This is a genomic window from Streptomyces griseicoloratus (genome assembly GCF_014534645.1).
In the GTDB taxonomy this organism is placed as follows: domain Bacteria; phylum Actinomycetota; class Actinomycetes; order Streptomycetales; family Streptomycetaceae; genus Streptomyces; species Streptomyces griseicoloratus.
The window spans coordinates 44191-59581 of sequence record NZ_JACVQF010000186.1 but is presented as its reverse complement, the minus strand read 5'-3'; the positions used below and the strand labels follow the sequence as shown (position 1 = coordinate 59581).

Here is a 15391-nt window from a genome sequence, read left to right as displayed (position 1 = left end):
GGACCGCGTCAGCCGCGGGCCCCTGCCCGCGCAGGGCCGCGCCCTACGGCCGGGGGTTGGTGCGTCGCCAGGCCGGGCGGGCGTCCGTGCCGCGCCGGCCGGCCGCGGCGGCGCAACGCGGGCAGACCCGGCGGACGGCGTCGGCGGCGCCCCCTGACTCGGGCAGGACGTCCGCCCAGGTGACGCCGGGGAAGCGGGTCAGCCGCGACCGGTGGAGGGACAGACCGCACACGGTCTGGTTCGTGCCCTGCTCCCAGGCGTGCACCTCACCGGCCGGCAGCCGGCGGTTGTCCTCCTCGTCCCACCAGCCGCCGGAGGCGGCCACGTCGTAGCGCCGTGTCCTGGCCATGGGCTCCGCGCCGCCCTTCTCTCCGCGTCCGTGGTCCGGCCTCCCCCGGGTGCCCCTGCGGACGGTCCGCACACTCCGCGTACCGCCTCCTGTGTGATCACTCCGCAAGCCCTTCGGATTTGGCGCGTTTTGTCTGCTTAGCATGCATGGTCCGCGTTTCGCGGGTCGGCGTCACCGCGCGACGGGGCCCCGCGTGGACTGCGCATGCCTGCTCGCGACCAGCGAAGACCCCGTGCCGGCCTGCGCGGGGCGACCGCCCGGGGGCCCACCCCACTCCCCGTGCCGTTCGCCCATGGCCACGCCCGCCCGTACGAGAGGACTCCAGATGGCGCCCACGGGCCGTCACCGTGCTCTGGCCGAGCACGCCTTCTCCCCGCACGACGCCGTGCTGGGCGCCGCCGGCCGGCACCTGCGCCGCCGGCGTTTCCTCACCGTCACGGCGGCCGCCGCCGCACTCGCCTTCACCACCAACCTGCCGGCCCGCGGTGCCGCCGCCGCACGCGAACTCGGCGGCGCCCGCATCAGCAGCGACCCGTTCACGCTCGGCGTCGCCTCCGGGGACCCGCTGCCGGACTCGGTCGTGCTGTGGACGCGGCTGGCGCCGGAGCCGTTCGCGGTGGACGGCGGGCTGGCCCAGGAGCGGGTGTCGGTCCAGTGGGAGGTGGCCCTGGACGAGTACTTCGCCGTCGTGGTGCAGCGGGGCACCGCCCTGGCCCATCCCGAGTACGCCCACAGCGTGCACGTCGACGTCCGGGGACTGGCGCCGGGCACGGTGTACTACTACCGCTTCCGGACCGGCAGCTGGTTCAGCCCCAGGGGCCGCACCCGCACCGCCCCCGCGGCGGGCGCCGACGCCTCGTCCCTCAAACTGGCCGCCGTCGCCTGCCAGGCGTACCAGGACGGGTACTACACGGTCCACCGCCACCTCGCCGAGGACGACGTCGACGTGGTCTTCCACCTCGGCGACTACCTGTACGAGTACGCGGTCAACGCGGCGGGCGGAGAGCGCCGGTACACCGGCATCACCCTGCCCGACGTGTTCAACCGCGAGACGATGACCCTCGCCGACTACCGGATGCGCTACGCGCTCTACAAGAGCGACGAGGACCTCCGGGCCGCGCACGCCGCCCACCCGTTCGTCGTCACCTGGGACGACCACGAGACCGAGAACAACTACGCCGCCGGCATCCCCGAGAACGACGTCCCGCCGGAGGAGTTCCTGGTGCGGCGGGCCGCCGCCTACCGGGCCTACTGGGAGAACCAGCCGCTGCGCGCCGCCCAGTTGCCCCAGGGACCCGACGCGCAGCTGTACCGCCGGCTCCACTGGGGCACGCTCGCCCAGTTCGACATCCTGGACACCCGCCAGTACCGGTCGGACCAGGCCTACGACGACCGGCCGCACGCCCCGGGGCCCGAGTCCGAGGACCCGGCGCGCACCCTCACCGGCGCCGCCCAGGAGGAGTGGCTCATCGACGGCTGGCAGAGCTCGACCGCGCTGTGGAACGTGATGCCCCAGCAGGTCTGCTTCTCCCGGCGCAGGTTCGACCTGACCGCCGAGGCCGCGGTCTCCATGGACGCCTGGGACGGCTATCCGGCCTCGCGCGACCGGATCGTCGCCGGGGCGAAGGCGGCCGGGGTCGACAACTGGCTGGTCCTCACCGGGGACGTGCACGTGGGGTACGCCTTCGACATCAAGGACGATTTCGACGACCCGCAGTCCGCCACCCTCGGCACGGAGATCACCTGCAGCTCCGTCGCCAGCGGGCGGGACGGGCAGGAGAAGCCCGCCAACTGGGACACCTACATGCGGGCCAACCCCCACATGAAGTTCTACAACGGCAAGCGCGGCTACGTCCGCGTCGAACTGGGCCGCCAGGCGGCCCGGTTCGACTTCAGGACCGTCTCCGCCGTCACCACACCCGGCGCCCCCGTCACCACCGCCGCGTCCTTCGTCACGGAGGCGGGCGCCCCGGGGCTGAAGCCCGCCTGAGCACGGCGCCGGTACCGGTGCCGCGCCTCGCCCCGTCCGCCGGTCCCCTCACACCCCTTCGCACCGTTCCACCACGCCCCCACCCCTTCCCCACCCCTTCCAAGGAGGCACATCACCATGGTCGGCAGACACGCCGCGGGCAGCCGCCGAGCCGCACTGGCCGCGCTCGGCGCCCTCGTCCTGACCGCACTCCCCTCGGCCGCGTCGGCCGCGCCGCCGCCCTCACCGGGCGCGTCCCCCGGCGCCGCGCAGACGCTCGGCGCCGACAGGCCGCCGGCGGGCCTGCTGCACGCGCTGGAGCGCGACCTGAAGCTGACGCCGGACCAGGCGGCCGGCCGGCTGGTCAACGAGGCGGAGGCCGGCACCCGCGCGGGACGCCTGCGCAACGCCCTGGGCGAGCGCTTCGCCGGGGCCTGGGTGAGCGGCGCGACCTCGGCCGACCTGACCGTCGCCACCACCGACGCCGCGGACGTGGCCGCCATCGAGGCCCAGGGCGCCAGGGCGGCCGTCGTGAAGAAGTCCCTGGGCGACCTCGGTGCCGTCAAGGCCAGGCTGGACGCCGCCGCCGCGCGTGTGAAGACCTCGGACACACCGGTCTGGTACGTCGACGTGCCGGCGAACCGGGTCGTGGTCCGGGCCGTCAGCGAATCCGCGGCGGCCTCCTTCGTCCAGGCGGCCGGGGTCGCGGGGCAGGACGTGGGCGTCCAGGTGTCCGCGGACCGGCCGCGGCTGCTGGCGGACGTCGTCGGCGGCGACGCCTACTACATCGAGGACGAGGCCCGCTGCTCCGTCGGCTTCTCCGTCACCAAGGGCGCACAGCAGGGCTTCGCCACGGCCGGGCACTGCGGAGACCCCGGCGACACGACGACCGGCTACAACCGGGCCCCCCAGGGCACCTTCCAGGCGTCCACGTTCCCCGGCAAGGACATGGCCTGGGTGGGGGTCAACGCCGACTGGACCGCCACCCCGGACATCAAGGCCCAGGACGGCCAGCGGATCCAGATGGCCGGCTCGGTGGAGGCACTCGTCGGGGCGTCGGTGTGCCGCTCCGGCTCCACCACCGGATGGCACTGCGGCACGATCCGGCAGCACGACACGAGCGTCACCTACCCCGAGGGCACCATCGACGGACTGACGGAGACCACGGTGTGCGCCGAGCCGGGCGACTCCGGGGGACCGTTCGCCGCGGGCGCCCAGGCGCAGGGCGTCACCTCCGGCGGCTCCGGCAACTGCACGAGGGGCGGGACGACGTTCTACCAGCCGATCAATCCGCTGCTCCGCGACTTCGGCCTCACCCTGAGGACGACCGGCACCGCCGAGACCCAGACGCCCGCCCCGCAGGACGGCGCGGCGGACGCGTGGACGGCCGGCCGCGTCTACACGGCCGGCACCACCGTCACCCACGCCGGCGTGCGCTACCGGTGCCTGCAGAACCACCAGGCGCAGGGTGCCTGGTCGCCCGACGGCACGCCGGCGCTGTGGCAGCGTGTGTGACGGCCGCTGAACAGGCACGCGGCGTCCGGCGCGAGGGGCACCGTCCTCGCGCCGGTCGCCGTGTCGGCGCGGGAAGGGCCGGAAGCGTCGGAAGGGCCGCCTATGCCTCCGCGAGGAACGCGTAGGCGGCGGCCACGAAGGGGTCGCGGGCACGGAACCGGCGGGTGCACAGGGCGGCCAGGGCCGTGCCGGTGTCGGGCCGGAAGCCCAGGAACGCCTGCTGGCCGAGGGTGGCCCCGCCGTGGAAGTACATCGGCCCGCCGTCGGTGGGGTGCCGGAACCACGCCACGGTGTGCTCGTGCCGGTGCCCCATGCCCCGCCGCAGCACCGGCACCCGCGCGGCCCGCAGCGCACCGGCCAGCGGTGAGCCGGACGGGTCCAGATGGGCTTCGAGGAAGGTGAGCAGGTCGTGCGGGGTGGCCCTCAGGGCCCCGGCCGCCTCGAACCCCCCGGCGTCGAAGGCCGGGACGGGGGTGCGGCCGTCCTTGCGGTGCCCGACGGCGTCGGTCTTGACGTCCTCCGCCCGCAGGGCCGTGCCGCTCAGGCCGAGCGGGCGCAGGACGTGCGCGGTCAGCAGGTCCTCCCACGCCGTGCCGGTGGCCGCGGCGAGGGCGTGCCCGAGCACGGAGACGCCGAAGTTCGAGTAGTGCCACCGCGTGCCGGGCCGGCGCCCGGGGCGGTGCCGCAGAAAGGCGTCGGTCACCCGGGCGGCCGGGTAGCGGGCGTAGGGGTTGGTCCGCCAGGCGGGCAGGGCGCGGACCAGGAAGTCGGCCGGCAGGGCGGGCAGTCCGGAGGTGTGCGTGATGAGGTGGGCGAGCGTCACGGGGTGGGTGCCGGGCGGCCGGCCCGGGTCGAGGCAGGTGGCGGCCGGTTCTCCCCCGGTCAGTTCGCCGCGCCCGATGAGCCGGGCCAGCAGCAGTCCGGTGAACGCCTTGGAGGCGGACCCGATCTCGTAGCGCAGGTCCTCGCGGGGTACGTCCGGGGGCGGTGCGGTGCCGCCGCAGTGCAGGGTGCGCCGGCCGTGCCGGGAGACGGCGAAGACGACGTCCGGTGCGTCGGCGGCGTCGACGGCGGCGGACAGCCGCTCGCGCAGCGGCCCCTCGTCGGGTGGTCCGGCGGCCGGCGGGGCGGCCTCCGCGTCCTCGGGGGCGCCCGGCCAGGGCGTGGCGCGGGGCGTCACGACGCGGTCCGCGCGAGCTGTGTGAAGGCCCGGGAGGTGGCCAGCACGGAGGCGAAGGCGGCGACCAGGGTCGGGTGGTAGACCATGTCGAACACCGTGTCAGGGTCTCCCTCGGGCATCGTCCGTACGGCGGGCATGGCACCGTCGGGCTGCTGCGCGGCGGCGAAGCCCTGCCAGGCCCGCTCGTCCAGGGTGGGGCGGGGCAGGCAGGCGTCGACGACGAGGAGTTCGCCGAGCAGGTCCCAGCGCTCCAGGTCCAGCCAGTCGTCGAGCCAGACCGGCAGCCAGGTGGCGAGGTAGTCCGCGATGCGGGGCGGCAGGGCGTCGGGGTCCTCGCCCCAGTCGGTGAGGTGGAACACGGTGTGGGTGATGTCGTAGGCGGTGTGTCCCTCGACCGTCCACGGCTCGGGGGTGCCGGCCAGCCAGGTGGTACCCACCAGATCGGCCTCGGGCGGACGGGCGGGCAGGCCGAAGCGGCGCTGGAACGCGGACAGTCCCAGTCGCCGGGTCGGCGTCACCCCGAACGTCACCCAGCTGTCCAGCCGGTGGTTCAGGACGGTGGCCCGCTCCACCTCGGGCTGGCTGTAGCCCAGCTCCTTGAACGGCAGGTACACCTCGAACGGGATGGGCGAGAACGGTTCGATCCGCTGCCCGCGCACCAGCATCCGGCCACCGTCCAGGGTGTCGCGCCAGGCGTGGTCGAGCAGTTGCCGGGCCAGCTGCGCCTGGCGCGACCCGGCGACGCCCTCGCGGAACAGCACCGCGCAGATGAGGGCGAGTTCGCCGACCGGCTTGAAGCGTTCCAGGAAGCCCACTTCGGGGTCCACGTCGGTCTCCAGCCGGAATCCGTCGCGGTGGGCCCACAGCCACTCCATGGCGGCGACCCCGACATGGTGGATCAGGCGGGTGTCCGTCATCCCGGCACTCCTTGTCCGCTGCGCCGCTCGTGGTGGTGGCCGGCCGACGGCGTCCACACCAGTGCCGGCACAGGCCGTTCGGTGCCCCGGTCCGCTTCGAGGGGCGGTGCCGTGGTCAGCGCCGCCGCGTACACCGCCATCAGGGTGGAGTGGTAGCAGTCGGTGAAGTCGTAGGGTTCGGGGCCCGGTTCGGGCCCCGGTCGGTGCGCCGCGTCGTGCACGGCGCCCTCCTCCGGGATCGCGCCCGAGGTGTGCTGCGCCGCCGCGAGGCGGTGCCAGGCGTCCTGAAGGACGGCCGCGTCGGGGGCGGTCGGCAGGCTCGCCGCCACCGCCAGCAGCTCGCAGCTCAGGTCCCACATCCGGGCCTCCAGGCAGGTGTCGAGCCAGGGTGGCAGCCAGTGGAGCAGATAGGCCGCCAGGTCCGGTGGCACCCCTCGGGCCGTGCGTCCCCAGTCGGTCAGGTGGAAGACGACGTGGGTGAGCGCGTAGCCGGCCGCGCGCTCGAAGGTCCAGGGCTCCGGCAGCCCGCCGAGCCAGGTGCGCCGCAGTGCCTGTGACACCCGTCCGTGCGGCGGGACGCCGCTGCGCCGCTCGGCCCCGATGACGCCCAGCCGCCGGGTGGGGCACTGCTCGGTCAGCCGCCAGCCGCGGGTCCGGGCCACCACGGCGGCGGACGCCTCGTAGCCCGCGTGCCGGAGCCCGGCCGAGGCGAAGGCGGCGTACACCTCCAGCGGATAGGTGGCGAAGGGCTCCAGCGCCTGCATCCGCAGGAACAGCTCGCCCCGGCCGGTCTGCTCCCAGGCGAAGTCCAGCAGGCCGGACACGCACGGCCGGAGCGGGTCCGACGGGGGGATGCGCCCGGACACGGTCGCGCAGACCTGGGCCAGTTCGCCCAGCGGTTTCCAGGTGCCGTTCACCCGGCCGTCGGCCGCCAGCGCGTCGTCCCCCAGCGCGAAGCGGTCGCGGTGGGCGGACAGCCAGGTCAGTGCGGCCTCCTCGACGCGCCGCGCCTGCCGCGCGACCGTCGCGGTCACAGGAGTACTCCGGCCGGCATCAGCCGCGCCGCCTCCAGCTGGAGGGCAACGCGCGGGTCGCTGCCGCCCATCAGGCGCACGAAGTCGAGTCCCGTTTCGAGGCCGAGGGTGTCGGGCACGCCGTCCAGGAGGGTGAGCCAGCGCCCGGCTCCGGCCGCCTGCTGCCAGTCCCTGCGGCGCACCGCCCGTACGAAGCCCCGGGCGACGTCCACCGGACGGCTCCGGGCCACGCGGGACACCGCGCACTCCTCGCCGGGCAGCGCCAGGGGGGCGAGCACGGCGAGCTGGTGGGTCAGCGACTGCCATCCGGCGTCCTCCAGCCAGCCGGCGCCGGGTTCCGTGCCCTCGTCGCCGGCCGGCGCTCCGGGGAGGGGGTCGTCGAGCCGTCGCAGGGCCCGGGTCATGGCCCAGTGGCTCCATACGACGGTGGGGGCGGCGTCGGCGCGTGGCGGATGGGCCGTCACGGCCTCCCTGAACACGGCGAGTCGCCCGGGGTCGGGCGGAACCCGCAGGAGGGTGGTGGGCAGCAGCGCATCGGCGCCCAGGACGCGTACCGCGGCACGTGCGATGTTCCCGCCCGCGCCGTCCGTCGTCGGGGCGCCCCCCGCTCGCGCGTGGTCTCCGCCCCGAAGGGCGGAGACCACGTCGGAAGCGAGGTCCAGCACCGTGCCCTGCAGAAGGGCTGACGTGCTCGACTGCTCCATTTTCGCTGCTCCCGTCGGCCCGTCAGCCCTTCTTGGGCCGCGGGGTCGGCGGCGAGAGCAGCATGTGGCCACCTCCGGAATGGAGGGCAAGACCGGCGCATTCACGGCTGTCGCGGAACACGCCGTCGGGCTCGACGGGGTCGAGTGCCGCCTCGATGTCGACGGTGTCGATGCCGGCGGCTTCGTCGAGCGCCTTGTCCGTGGAAGGCATTTCATCTCCCTCTGGTAGCCGAAGGTCTACGTCACCACGTGTGTCCGAGAAGTCACAGAACATGCCTCTTTTCTTAAAAATTCACAGACAGTAACTTTTGCCATAAATCGGACAGTTACTGCACGGCGCAGCGGTTGACGCGCGGACTCGGCCGGGAAGCCGGCACCCGCCGCGGACCGGTCAGCCGCCGGACTCCTCGTCGCGGTCGCCGCGGGACGGCGCCCGGCGGGACGCGTCCTTCGTCTCGACGCCCTCCAGCGGCTCACCCGCCCCCGTGCCGCGCTCCGGCTGGTAGCCCTCACGGGCGCTCGCCGTGCCCGGCACCGTGCGATCACGCGCCTGACTCTCCCCGCCCGAGTGCGCACCGGGCTCCTCGTCGCCGCGCGCCCGGGAGAACCGGTCGTCCCGGCGGTCCCGCTGGTCCTTTTCGCCACTCATCTCCGCACCTCCGGTCGGCGTTCGGGTGCTGCGGGTTCCCGTGCCCCGGACCCGGAAACGAGGCCCGGCGGTCTTGCTTCCGGCCGGTCCGTGCACCATGGTTGACGCGCGTCACATGCCCTTCACGCTCGGCCACACCCCTCGTCACCCGGCATGGAGATCACATGTACACACGTGTCGTCAGACTCGTCACCGCCTTTGTCATGATCATGGCAGGCGTCTGGGCGGGCACCCTCGCCACCGCCGGCACCGCCCACGCCGACGGCTGCTACACCTGGAACCGCACCCTGTCCCAGGGCGCCTCGGGCGCCGACGTCACCCAGCTCCAGATCCGGCTCGGCGGCTACCCGGGCTACGGCGCCGTCCTGGCCGTCGACGGCGAGTTCGGCCCGGCCACCACCGCCGCCCTCAAGCGCTTCCAGTCGGCCTACGGACTCACCGCCGACGGCGTCGCCGGTCCGAACACCTTCAACAAGCTCTACGCGCTCCAGGACGACGACTGCACGCCGATCCACTTCAGCTACAGCGAGCTGAACGACTGCAACACCACCTGGTCCGGCGGAGCGGTCAGCGCCGCGACCGCGAAGGCCAACGCCCTGCGCACGATGTGGAAGCTGGAGGCCCTGCGGCACGCGCTCGGCGACCAGCCGATCACGGTGACCAGCGGCTTCCGCTCGTACGCCTGCAACGACGCCGTCGGCGGCGCGAGCAGCAGCCGCCACCTCTACGGGGACGCCGCCGACCTCGGAGCCGGTCCGCACTCCCTGTGCACCCTGGCCAAGCAGGCCCGCAACCACGGCTTCCGCGGCATCCTCGGCCCCGGCTACCCGGGCCACAACGACCACACCCACGTCGACCACCGCAGCAGCCAGTACTGGTCCGCACCCACCTGCGGCATCTGAGCACCGGCGGCCGATGGCGGAGGCGAGCCACCGGCCGCGCAGCCGCGTCCGCTCCCGCCCCTGTCCCGCCCCGCGTCTCAGACGCGCTGGAAGCGCCACACGTGGTCGTCGCGGTGCCCCTCCACGCCCTCGGGGGACACGCTCCGCCTGCGGACGGTCTCCATGGTCCGGACGGCCCACTCGCCCTCCGGCAGGGCCAGTTCGGCCACCACCCCGTCCAGGGTGGGGAAGACGGCGTCGAAGGGCGGTTCCGTCTGCCAGGACGCCCAGGCGGCGTGCATGACGACCAGCAGGGTGCCGTGGTCCGCGACGGCGTTCGCCGCGCCGCGCAGGATGCCCTGCTGGTCGAGGGCGACCGGGGACTGCAGGTAGTGGGCGCTGACCAGGTCGAAGGAGCCCTCGGGGAACGAGCGGCCCAGTTCGTGGCGCTCCCAGGCGACGCGGTCCCCGACGCCGGCGTCGGCGGCGTGCCCGGCGGCGCGTTCGAGGGCCGTGGCGGAGATGTCCACGCCGGTGACCCGCCAGCCGCGCGAGGCCAGCCACACCGCGTCGCCCCCCTCGCCGCACCCCAGATCCAGCGCCGCCCCCGGTGCCAGGTCGCTCACCTCCCTGACCAGCAGTTCGTTGGGACGGCCGCTCCACACGCGGCCGGCGTCGCGGTAGCGCGCCTCCCAGAACTCCTCGGCGGGGGCCGGCGCGGGCATGTCGTTCATGGTTCCTCCTGATGCGGACGAGGTCGGCCGGACGCGAGATGACCGGGCGCCCTGCACGCAGGCTGCACCGGCGGGGACCGCACCGACAATCAGCTTTGCGGATTCCGCAAAAACCGGTCCGCCGGGGAATCCACGGCGAACGCGGTGTCGTACGTGTCCTGGGTCACATCCGGCTGACATGCTGCCCGGCGGGGAACCGTCCCCCGGGTCTCGTCGGAAGGGAGCGGCGTGCGGACGTCCGACTGGCAGCCGGTGCTGGTGCTGCTCGTGCCGGCCGTGGCAGGCGTGTTCCTGCTCCACGCCCTGTCCGCCGCCGTGCGGCCGGTCCGCGAACCCCTGCGCACCGGGCCGTTCCTCGGGGGTCTCGAACCTCGCGAGCACGCGCTGTCCCGGTTCCACGTCCGCTGGTACCCGGTGACCATGGTCTTCCTCGCCTTCGACATGGAGATGCTGTTCATGTATCCGTGGGTGAGGGTCGTCACGGCCGTGGGCCCGAGCGCGGTCGTGGAGATGTTCCTGTTCCTCGGGATCCTGCTCGCGGGGGTCCTGTACGCCTGGCGCGAGGGGGCGCTGCGGTGGACCTGAGGGGCAGGATCGTGCGCGCGGCCCTGGGCCGTCCGAGAGTCCTGGCGGCCGTGTCCGCGGGGGCCACCGAGCGGCGCCTGGCCGTCGAGGCGGAGCTGGCCCGCCGGGGGTGGCCGTGCGCGGCTGCCCCGGCCGAGGCCGATCTCCTCGTCGTCGCCGCCGACCCCGGCCCCGGCACCGCCGGGGCCGGCACCGCCGACTGGGTCGCACGGCTCTGGGAGGCGATGCCGGCGCCCAGGGCACGGGTGCCGCTCGCCGACGCCGGCGAGGCCGCGGCCGTTCTCGACCACGGCCTCGCCGAACTGCGGCGCCGGGGCGGCGCCCGTCATGGCGGCGGCCACCGCGGCGGGCACGCGCCTGCCCCGCCGGCCGGGTCACCGGACAGCCCACAGGACCCGGACGGCCCCCACGCCGGGCACGACAGCGGTCTGGTGGACGGTCTGCCCCTGGCCGGGCGCGCCGACGACCGGGACGGGCTGCGCCTGGACCGGCTGCACCTCCCCCTCGGCCCGGCGCTGCCCGACTGGCCCGCCGGGCTCGTCCTGCGCGTGGCCCTCCAGGGAGACGTCGTCCAGCGGGCCGCCGTCGAGGCCGACCCGCCCGGCCCCGGCCGCCTCCCCTTCTGGAACGAGCCGTGGCTGCGCGCCGCCGCCGGTGAACGCGTCGCACGCGGGGAGGCGGCACGGCGGCTGTGCGCGGCGCACCTGGACAGCCTGGGCCGGTTCTTCGCCGTGACGGGCTGGCCCGACCTGGCGGCCCGCGCCCGGTACGCCCGCGACCGCGCCCTGGGCGGGGCGGGGGCGGCCGAGCTCTCCGCCCTCGTACGCCCGTTGACCCGTCGGGCGCGCGGATCGCGCACCCTGCGGTGGCTGACCGCGGGAGTGGGGGTGCTGCCCGCCGGACGCGCCCGCTCGCTCGGTGTCGCCGGCGACGCGCACGGCCGGATGCTGGGGTGGCTGGACGCGGTGGCACGAGCCGCGTCCGCCTGCGACGACGGCGCGCCGCTGGCCGCAGACCCGGCCGTGGGTCCGCGCGGGCCGGTCCACGGGCCGGTGCCCGCCTCGCGGGCCCTCCTGGACGCGCTGCCCGGGCTGCTGGAGGGCGCGGAGTTCGCCTGCGCCCGGATCGTCGTCGCCAGCCTCGACCCGGACCTGGACGAACTCGCCCGCGCGCCGCTGCCGGGAGCGGCCCATGGCTGAACATCCGCCTTCCTGGGCGGTGTTCGCGCTGCCCGTGCTCCTGGCCGCGGTGGCTCTCGTGACCGCCGGGGCCGATGCCCTGCTCGCCGCCGGTGCCCGCGCCGGGCCCGCCCGGTCACCGCGGGAGGCGGCGGCCCGCGCCGCCGCACCCGCTCGCGGGGTGCTGCGGGAGCTGGTCCGGCAGCCGCGGCGCACCCGGGCGGCCGACGTGGCGCTGGTGCGCGTCGGGGCGGCCCTGCTGCCCGTCGCCGCGATGCTGGCCGGTGTCGTCCTGCCGCTCGGCTTCCGCTCGGTGAGCGACCTGCCGGAGGGCGTCGTCTGGTACAACGCGATGGAGGCGCTGGCCTGGGCGGCGGTGTGGCTGGCGGGCTGGGGACCGAACTCGGCGCTCTCGCTGATCGGGGGCTACCGCTTCCTCGCCCAGGGGCTGGCGTACGAGGTGCCGCACATGCTCGCGATCACCACGGCCGCGCTCGGTGCCGAGTCGCTGCGGGTGGGCGGCGTCGTGGACGCCCAGTCGGGGCTGTGGTTCGCCGTGTGGATGCCGGCGGCCTTCGGGATCCATCTGCTCAGTGCCCTGGCGATGGCCTTCTGGGGGCCGTTCGACCGGCCCGCGGGGCGGGACGTCGCCGGTGGCGCGGCCGCCGAGCTGTCGGGCGTGGACCGCATACTGCTGCTGGGCGGCCGGTGGCTGCTGCTCGTCGTCGCGGCGGCGATGAGCGTGCCGCTGTTCCTGGGCGGCGGGCACGGTCCGCTGCTGCCCGGCTGGGCGTGGACGGTGGTCAAGACCGCGGCCGTGCTGGCCTTCCTGCTCTGGGCCCGGCGCCGGGTCCCGGCGCTGCGCATGGAGCGGTGGACGGAGGCGGCCTGGGTCGTGCTGACCCCGCTGGCCGTCGTGCAGGCCCTGGTCGTGGCCGTGGTGGTCCTCCACCGGTGAGGCGGAGGCGTGAGCGAGGAGTCGTACGTCCATGGAGTTCGTGGTCTTCTGGGTGCCGGCCGTGCTCGCGGTGGGCTGCGGCGCGCTGGTGTTCCGCTTCGACTCCATGGCCCGGGCGACGTTCTCGCTGCTGGCCTCGCTGCTGTGCACCGGCGGGCTGGTCGTGCTGCTGGGGCTGGACTACCTGGGTGTCGTCGTCGTGCTGATGATGACCCTGGAGATGTCCGTCATGGCCGTGTTCATGGTGATGTACATGATGAACCCGGCCGGTCTGACGCCGATGACGATGACGCACAACACCAGGGCTGCGGCCGTCGTGTGCGGGCTGCTGTTCGCGCTGCTGGCCGCCGGCATCCTGTCGGCACCGTGGCCGGACCGCCGGGGCCGGCCCCCGGACGACCCGACCCTGGATCTCGGCATGTCGCTCATGGGCCCCCAGATGCTCACCATGATGACGCTGGCAATGGCGCTGTTCGCGACGATCGTGGCCACGGTGGTGCTGGCCACGCGCCGGGGGCGGTACGACCGGCTCGGCGACGGCCTGCGGGCCCGCCGCGCGGACGATCCGGTACCGGGCGGTGTGGGCCGGTGAGCGCGGAGCCGTTCCTGCTGCTCGCCGCGGCGCTGTTCTGTGTCGGACTGTTCGGCGCCCTCACCCAGCAGTCGATCGTCATGCTGATGATGGGCCTCGAACTGATGCTGGGCGGCGTGATCCTGGCCGCCGCCACCGTCTGGCGCCACTTCGCGCCGGCGACCGCGGACGGGCAGGTGCTGATCATCGTGGCGGTCACCGCGATGGCCCTGGAGATGGCCGTCGGGTTCGCCGTCGTCACCGCCCTGTTCCGGTCCCGGGAGACCGACATGACCGACATGGCGGCGGAGTTGAAGGAGTGAGCGCCCTGCTGTGGGCGCTGGTCGCCGTACCCCTCGTGTCCGGCGCGCTGCTCCTGGCGGCGGGCCGTGCGGCCGACCGGCTCGCGCCCGGAACCGGCCTGGCGGCGGCCACCGCCGGCACGGGACTGGCCGTGGCGGCGGCGTTCCGGCAGCCGGAGACCGCGGCGCCGTTCCTCGACGGGCTGCCGGTGCGGCTGGCGGTGGACGGGCTGTCCGGGCTCCTGGCCGTGACCGTCACGGGCGCCACGCTCGCCGTACTCCTCCACAGTGCCGCCGGGTCCGGCGCGGGCGAGGCGCGGGCGAGGTTCTTCGGGCTGATGCTGCTCTTCTCCGGGAGCATGCTGGTCACGGTCACGGCGGCGACCCTCCCCGTCCTGCTGCTGGGCTGGGAGGTGATGGGCGCCACCTCGTGGGCGCTGATCGGCTACCGGTGGCGGGATCCGGAGCGCGCCCGCGCGGCCGGCACGGCGTTCCTCACCACCCGGGCCGCCGACCTGGGGCTGTATCTGGCGGCGGGTGCCGCGCTCGCGGGCGGCGGGAACCCGGCCCTGTCGCTCGCCGGACTGTCCGCCGCGCGGGAGCCCTGGCTGTCCTTCGTGACGGCCGGCGTCGTCGTCGCCGCGCTCGGCAAGTCGGCGCAGCTGCCGCTCAGTTTCTGGCTGTCGAAGGCCATGCTGGGCCCGAGTCCGGTCTCGGCGCTGCTGCACTCGGCCGCCATGGTCGTGGCGGGCGCCTACCTGCTGCTGCGGACCGGGCCGCTGCCGGCGGCCTCCGGCTGGGGCGACGACGTGGTCGCATGGACCGGCGCCGCCACCGCGCTGTCCCTCGGTCTGGTGGCGGTCGCCCAGAGCGATCTCAAGCAGCTGCTCGCGGCCTCGACCTGTGCGCAGACCGGCTTCATGGTGCTGGCGGCCGGTGCCGGAGCCCGTACCGGCGGCGTCCTGCAACTGATCGCGCACGCGGCGGCGAAGAGCCTGCTGTTCCTGGTGGCCGGGTCCTGGCTGAGCGCGCTCGGCACGCAGCGGCTGAGGGAGCTGCGCGGCGCGGCCCGCCACTCGCCGGCGGCCGGCGCGGCCTTCACCGTGGCCGCACTCACCCTGGCCGGGCTCGCGCCCCTCTCGCTGTGGGCCGCGAAGGACCTCCTGCTCGCCGGGGCGCTGCGCACCGGTCCGTGGCTGTACGCCGCGGGGCTGGCCGCGGCCGTACTGTCGGCGGTCTACAGCGCGAAAGCCCTCTGGTTCGTGTGGCGCCCTCCGGTGCCGCGTCCGGGGGCCCGCCCGGTCCCCGGCGGTGCGGTGGCGTCCCTGGTGCCGCAGGCCCTCGCCTGCCTCGCGCTGACGCCTCTGGCCTTCCCGCCGCTCCTGGACCGGGTGGCGCGCGTCCTCGGCTCCCCCGGCGAACCGGCTCCCCGGCCGTGGGAGTTCGCGCTGTCCGCGGGGCTCGCGCTGACGGCGGCCGCGCTCACCTGGGCCCGCTCGGCGCGGCCGCTGCCGCTGCCCGGGGCGGTCGCCACGGGCCTCGCGGAGTGGCTGTTCCTGGAGCGTGCCGCCGGGCGTCTCCTGGTCGGCCCGGTGCTGCGCCTGGCGGCCGCGGCCGCGGCCTTCGACGACCGGGTGCTGGACCGTGCGGTCGACACTGCGGCCACGGCGGCACTGCGGTGCGCCCGCTGGACGGACCGTGTGGCGGAGCGCTCGGTCGACGCGGCGGTGACCGCGGTCGCCGCCGGGACACGTGCCCTGGGCCGGCGGGCGCGCCGCCCCCAGACGGGGCAGCTGCACCAGTACCTGATCCAGGCGGTCGCCGCCTTCGCCCTGCTCGCCGCCGTGCTCGTCCTCGTGAGGTGA

The 15391-nt window shown here is 75.1% G+C and carries 17 protein-coding genes; 9 read left to right on the top strand and 8 right to left on the bottom strand.

Annotation, left to right across the window (positions count from 1 at the left end):
* Nucleotides 1–43 precede the first annotated feature (43 nt).
* Nucleotides 44–349, bottom strand: coding sequence for a hypothetical protein (locus H0H10_RS13200; protein WP_188181115.1), 306 nt, complete (start codon nt 347–349; stop codon nt 44–46).
* Between the two features lie 325 nt (nt 350–674).
* Between H0H10_RS13200 and H0H10_RS13195 the strand changes: the two genes are divergently transcribed.
* Both H0H10_RS13195 and H0H10_RS13190 read left to right on the top strand, forming a co-directional pair.
* Complete coding sequence (locus H0H10_RS13195) at nt 675–2339, top strand: alkaline phosphatase D family protein (RefSeq protein ID WP_188181204.1); 1665 nt, start codon at nt 675–677, stop codon at nt 2337–2339.
* Between the two features lie 117 nt (nt 2340–2456).
* Nucleotides 2457–3833: a trypsin-like serine protease gene (locus tag H0H10_RS13190; RefSeq protein ID WP_188181114.1), complete on the top strand. Its 1377-nt coding sequence runs from the start codon at nt 2457–2459 to the stop codon at nt 3831–3833.
* 100 nt (nt 3834–3933) lie between these two features.
* Here H0H10_RS13190 and H0H10_RS13185 read toward each other — a convergent pair whose 3' ends face one another.
* The 6 genes from H0H10_RS13185 to H0H10_RS13160 all read right to left on the bottom strand — a co-directional run bounded on the left by H0H10_RS13185 (nt 3934) and on the right by H0H10_RS13160 (nt 8317).
* Entirely contained in the window at nt 3934–5013 is a 1080-nt protein-coding gene (locus H0H10_RS13185) for a serine hydrolase domain-containing protein (protein ID WP_188181113.1), read from the bottom strand.
* Nucleotides 5010–5930 (bottom strand): DUF6895 family protein, encoded by a 921-nt coding sequence (locus tag H0H10_RS13180; protein WP_188181112.1) that lies wholly within the window; start codon nt 5928–5930, stop codon nt 5010–5012. The genes H0H10_RS13185 and H0H10_RS13180 overlap by 4 nt, the downstream gene beginning before the upstream one ends.
* Nucleotides 5927–6964, bottom strand: a complete 1038-nt coding sequence (locus tag H0H10_RS13175; RefSeq protein WP_188181111.1) for a DUF6895 family protein — start codon at nt 6962–6964, stop codon at nt 5927–5929. The genes H0H10_RS13180 and H0H10_RS13175 overlap by 4 nt, the downstream gene beginning before the upstream one ends.
* Nucleotides 6961–7668: a hypothetical protein gene (locus H0H10_RS13170; protein WP_188181110.1), complete on the bottom strand. Its 708-nt coding sequence runs from the start codon at nt 7666–7668 to the stop codon at nt 6961–6963. The genes H0H10_RS13175 and H0H10_RS13170 overlap by 4 nt, the downstream gene beginning before the upstream one ends.
* A gap of 22 nt (nt 7669–7690) precedes the next feature.
* The gene (locus H0H10_RS13165) at nt 7691–7879 is read right to left on the bottom strand and encodes a hypothetical protein (protein ID WP_188181109.1); all 189 of its coding nucleotides are present in this window, start codon (nt 7877–7879) and stop codon (nt 7691–7693) included.
* 180 nt (nt 7880–8059) lie between these two features.
* On the bottom strand, nt 8060–8317 hold the full coding sequence (locus H0H10_RS13160; RefSeq protein ID WP_188181108.1) for a hypothetical protein: 258 nt from the start codon (nt 8315–8317) through the stop codon (nt 8060–8062).
* 164 nt (nt 8318–8481) lie between these two features.
* On the opposite strand from H0H10_RS13160, the gene H0H10_RS13155 reads away from it, so the two are divergent.
* Entirely contained in the window at nt 8482–9219 is a 738-nt protein-coding gene (locus tag H0H10_RS13155) for a D-Ala-D-Ala carboxypeptidase family metallohydrolase (RefSeq protein WP_373566834.1), read from the top strand.
* Between the two features lie 77 nt (nt 9220–9296).
* Here the strand turns inward: H0H10_RS13155 and H0H10_RS13150 are convergent, their stop codons facing one another.
* Nucleotides 9297–9932: a class I SAM-dependent methyltransferase gene (locus H0H10_RS13150; protein ID WP_188181107.1), complete on the bottom strand. Its 636-nt coding sequence runs from the start codon at nt 9930–9932 to the stop codon at nt 9297–9299.
* 228 nt (nt 9933–10160) lie between these two features.
* Between H0H10_RS13150 and H0H10_RS13145 the strand changes: the two genes are divergently transcribed.
* The 6 genes from H0H10_RS13145 to H0H10_RS13120 are packed head-to-tail and all read left to right on the top strand — an operon-like array spanning nt 10161 to nt 15391.
* A complete protein-coding gene (locus tag H0H10_RS13145; protein ID WP_188181106.1) occupies nt 10161–10517 on the top strand; it encodes an NADH-quinone oxidoreductase subunit A in 357 nt (118 codons plus the stop codon).
* The gene (locus tag H0H10_RS13140; RefSeq protein WP_188181105.1) at nt 10508–11716 is read left to right on the top strand and encodes a hypothetical protein; all 1209 of its coding nucleotides are present in this window, start codon (nt 10508–10510) and stop codon (nt 11714–11716) included. The genes H0H10_RS13145 and H0H10_RS13140 overlap by 10 nt, the downstream gene beginning before the upstream one ends.
* Nucleotides 11709–12653, top strand: a complete 945-nt coding sequence (locus H0H10_RS13135) for an NADH-quinone oxidoreductase subunit H (RefSeq protein ID WP_188181104.1) — start codon at nt 11709–11711, stop codon at nt 12651–12653. Before H0H10_RS13140 ends, H0H10_RS13135 begins: the two co-directional genes overlap by 8 nt.
* A 31-nt stretch (nt 12654–12684) precedes the next feature.
* Complete coding sequence (locus H0H10_RS13130) at nt 12685–13245, top strand: NADH-quinone oxidoreductase subunit J (RefSeq protein ID WP_188181103.1); 561 nt, start codon at nt 12685–12687, stop codon at nt 13243–13245.
* The gene (gene nuoK / locus H0H10_RS13125; RefSeq protein ID WP_188181102.1) at nt 13242–13547 is read left to right on the top strand and encodes an NADH-quinone oxidoreductase subunit NuoK; all 306 of its coding nucleotides are present in this window, start codon (nt 13242–13244) and stop codon (nt 13545–13547) included. The genes H0H10_RS13130 and nuoK overlap by 4 nt, the downstream gene beginning before the upstream one ends.
* Nucleotides 13544–15391 carry an NADH-quinone oxidoreductase subunit 5 family protein gene (locus H0H10_RS13120; RefSeq protein WP_188181101.1) on the top strand — a complete coding sequence of 616 codons (1848 nt, stop codon included), beginning with the start codon at nt 13544–13546 and terminating at the stop codon, nt 15389–15391. The genes nuoK and H0H10_RS13120 overlap by 4 nt, the downstream gene beginning before the upstream one ends.

Excerpts from the sequence above, each read along its gene's own strand:
- H0H10_RS13200 (WP_188181115.1), bottom strand. The coding sequence starts at position 349 with ATGGCCAGGACACGGCGCTACGACGTGGCCGCCTCCGGCGGCTGGTGG.
- H0H10_RS13195 (WP_188181204.1), top strand. The coding sequence starts at position 675 with ATGGCGCCCACGGGCCGTCACCGTGCTCTGGCCGAGCACGCCTTCTCC.
- H0H10_RS13190 (WP_188181114.1), top strand. The coding sequence starts at position 2,457 with ATGGTCGGCAGACACGCCGCGGGCAGCCGCCGAGCCGCACTGGCCGCG.
- H0H10_RS13180 (WP_188181112.1), bottom strand. The coding sequence starts at position 5,930 with ATGACGGACACCCGCCTGATCCACCATGTCGGGGTCGCCGCCATGGAG.
- H0H10_RS13170 (WP_188181110.1), bottom strand. The coding sequence starts at position 7,668 with ATGGAGCAGTCGAGCACGTCAGCCCTTCTGCAGGGCACGGTGCTGGAC.
- H0H10_RS13165 (WP_188181109.1), bottom strand. The coding sequence starts at position 7,879 with ATGCCTTCCACGGACAAGGCGCTCGACGAAGCCGCCGGCATCGACACC.
- H0H10_RS13160 (WP_188181108.1), bottom strand. The coding sequence starts at position 8,317 with ATGAGTGGCGAAAAGGACCAGCGGGACCGCCGGGACGACCGGTTCTCC.
- H0H10_RS13155 (WP_373566834.1), top strand. The coding sequence starts at position 8,482 with ATGTACACACGTGTCGTCAGACTCGTCACCGCCTTTGTCATGATCATG.
- H0H10_RS13150 (WP_188181107.1), bottom strand. The coding sequence starts at position 9,932 with ATGAACGACATGCCCGCGCCGGCCCCCGCCGAGGAGTTCTGGGAGGCG.
- H0H10_RS13135 (WP_188181104.1), top strand. The coding sequence starts at position 11,709 with ATGGCTGAACATCCGCCTTCCTGGGCGGTGTTCGCGCTGCCCGTGCTC.
- H0H10_RS13130 (WP_188181103.1), top strand. The coding sequence starts at position 12,685 with ATGGAGTTCGTGGTCTTCTGGGTGCCGGCCGTGCTCGCGGTGGGCTGC.